This is a genomic window from Methanosarcina spelaei (assembly GCF_002287235.1).
Lineage (GTDB): Archaea > Halobacteriota > Methanosarcinia > Methanosarcinales > Methanosarcinaceae > Methanosarcina > Methanosarcina spelaei.
Map to the genome: position 1 here is coordinate 1 of NZ_LMVP01000177.1, position 3474 is coordinate 3474.

General features: G+C 48.4%; 1 protein-coding gene. It reads left to right on the top strand.

Annotated elements, in window-relative coordinates:
• Nucleotides 1-3474, top strand: a 3474-nt coding sequence (locus tag ASJ81_RS23725; RefSeq protein WP_245860022.1) for a PKD domain-containing protein, incomplete at both ends; no start/stop codon positions are given.

A 3474-nucleotide genomic window follows, 5' to 3' on the forward strand; every position in this document is an offset into this window, starting at 1 on the left:
GGGATTATCCTGCAGGCGTAGTTCAATCCTCACCTGCAATCTCCACATACTACGATGACGGGGATGGGGAAGTATATATTTACTTCACGGTAAACAGCGCTACAGGCGGTGTTTACTGCCTCAAGGATCTCACCAACTCTACGAGCCCTGAACTTGTCTGGAGTTACAGTGATAAAAGCAAAACAGCCTATACTCTTCAGGGAGTTGCAATCTCAGACGGCTGGATCTACTTCGGGACCGATAAAAAATATGTCTTCGGGCTTACAACTGCTAAGTCCTTACTTCCTACCGCGGCCTTCTCCGCAAGTGCAGAAGAAGGGGCAGTTCCTTTCACAGTCCAGTTTACGGACAATTCCGAAAATGCAACTTCCTGGGCCTGGGACTTTGACAACGATGGAAACGTGGATTCAAATGAGCAGAATCCTAGCTATACTTATACAAATGCAGGCACTTACACAGTTAGCCTCAAGGTCACAAACGCTGAGGGTTCTGACACCGAAACGAAAACAAACTATATCACAGCAAACGGATCTGTACAGGGTCTTGCTGCTGACTTCAGTGCAGTTCCACTTTCAGGAAATGCTCCCCTTGAAGTCCAGTTTACGGATAAATCCACAGGTGCTCCTACATCCTGGGCCTGGGACTTTGATAATGATGGAAATGTAGATTCCACTGACCAGAATCCGTTGTTCACTTATAATGTACCTGGAGTTTACTCGGTCAGGTTTAATGTGAGCAATGCTGCTGGAAGTGACGAAGATGTTAAGGTAGGCTTTATCGAGGTCTCAAAATCCCTGGCAAATAGTTATTCTACTGCCATGAATAATACCAACCCCGGTGCTCCTGACCCGGCTATACCTGGTTTCGTAGGGCCTGATGGTGAAGGTAAATGCTTGAGTAGCGGGCCTAATAACGTGGTTAATCCGACATTCTTGGAATGGGCTTCCGTTATTGTTAATTATTCGCCTGCCAATCAGAGCATTGGTCCCCAATGGACTGATCCGACCAAGGCTCTTGGCCCTGTAACTGGAGACAATTTTGACATCGTTTCTCTGGGAGACCTTGACGAAAATAAGCTCCTGGCCGGGGAGAAGCCGGGTTCGGTGACCTTCGGGTTTGATGTGCCTATTGCTAACGGAGAAGGTTCTGACCTGGCTCTCTTTGAGAATGGGTTCATAACTGGTGGTATCGATTCTACTGAGATATTTGCTGAGTTGGCCTTTGTGGAGGTTTCCACCGATAACATCACCTTTATTCGGTTCCCGGCTGTCTCGCTGACGCCTGGTTTGGTGGGAGGGTATGGGACCATTGAGCCTACCAATGTGACTAATTTAGTAGGAAAGCACGTCAATGCCTATGGTAATTCATGGGGTACACCGTTCGATCTCAGCTGCCTGGAGAACATGACAGAGGTCCTGAACGGCAGTGTGGATCTAAACAATATCAACTACGTGAGGGTAGTCGACATACCTGGCAACGGTTTCTTCTCGGACTCTCAGGGAAATCCCATCTACGATGGGTGGGTTACCTGGGGATCTGGTGGCTTGGATCTGGAGGCTGTTGGTGTCATTAACACAGCATATTTGCCGATGCCTGTAGCTGAATTTTCTGCAAATATAACCTCCGGAGATGCTCCTCTTGAAGTCCAGTTCACGGACAAATCCACAGGTGCTCCTACATCCTGGGCCTGGGACTTTGATAATGACGGAACTGTCGACAGCACGGAGCAGAACCCCAGCCATATTTACAATAAAACAGGCAACTACACTGTCAAACTGACTTCCAGCAACGGAAACGGTAGTGATATCAAGGAAATCCAGGACATGATCAAAGTCACTGAGGAGGGACAGCCTGTAATCTCTGAGGATACCTGGTACCAGTTCCACAAGGATGCACAGCACAGCGGGTACACAGATTCCGATGCCCCGGATAGCGCTAGCCTTGCCTGGACTGCGGAACCTCTTAATGATACATATTCCCTTGTCCCGAGTTCGAGCTTGGCTATTGCCGAAGGCAAAATTTTCGGGCTCTGTAACGGCCCTACCGATGAAATGGGCAATCCTCAAACTTCCTACGGACAGCTTGTTGCCTTTGACGAGAATACGGGAGAAGAAGTCTGGAATGTGACGGTTGAGGCTCCAGAATGGGGTTCATGGTCCTCTCCTGCATATGATTCAGGAAAAGTTTTCGCCTCTGCAGGCAAAAATACATACTGCATAAACGCTTCAACCGGAGAAGTAATCTGGACTTTCAATAACCCAACAGACCTTGCTTCATGCAACGGTGGTCCTTCAATTGGAGATGGAAAAGTCTTTGTAAGTGACTGGGACGGAGGCAATTATTACTGCCTTGATGAAAGCAACGGAGCTCTCCTGTGGACCTTCAAGGTAGACGGGATCTATGCCCAGAGCACTCCTGCTTACAAAGACGGAAAAGTCTACCTGTCATGCTGGACTTCCACAAACGCAGTCTATTGTGTGGATGCGGAAACTGGAGAACTTGTCTGGAAAAATGACGGGTTTGAAAACGGTCCATGCGGCTCCGTAACAGTTACTGAAGACGGGCTATACGTTACTGTATTCAGTTTTGGTTCCTCAGACGGGATTTACAAGCTTGACCTGACAGACGGACATGTTCTCTGGGGAAGGTCTGATGTATCACCCTCGGATTCGACACCGACAGTAGTAGACGGGAAAGTCTATTTGTCAACAGGCACTGCAGGATACAGTGAGCTTAAGACCTATTGCCTTGATGCTTCCGACGGGCACAGCCTATGGGAAACAAACGCTTCCGAAAATATCGGAGACTGGGCCTGTTCTTCGGCTGTTGCTGATGGAAAAGTCTTTACCGGTGGGGCTGCCTCCGGACTCTTCACGGGTTCTTCAACACTCTATGCCTTTGATGCCGAAACAGGCGCACAGGTCTGGAGTTACGAAGGCTGTGGTTGCTCCCCGGCAGTTGCCGACGGGATGGTTTTCAGTATAGGAAGCGGGAAAGTCTATGCTTTCAAGGAATCTCAGGGGTCTCTCCCCGAAGCAAAATTCAGCTCAAACGTGAGTTCCGGAAAAGCTCCTCTGACTGTCAGCTTTACTGGCGAGTCCGCTGGAGACATAACTTCCTGGGCCTGGGATTTTGACAACGATGGAACTGTCGACAGCACGGAGCAGAACCCGGTATACACTTACACATCAGCCGGGAACTATACTGTCAACCTTACGGTTGCAAATGCAAACGGTACAGATTCAAAGTCAGCTACAATAATTGTTTCCGAAAAACCTGTAGCAGTACTTCCTGTTGCTAACTTTTCAGCGTCTCCTGCTTCAGGAAAAACACCATTAACGGTTGCCTTTACTGATACAAGTACAGGAACACCGACTAAATGGAAATGGAGTTTTGGAGATGGGACAAGTTCAACCCAGCAGAATCCAAAGCATAAGTACTCCAAAGCAGGAAAGTATACGATAACACTTACGG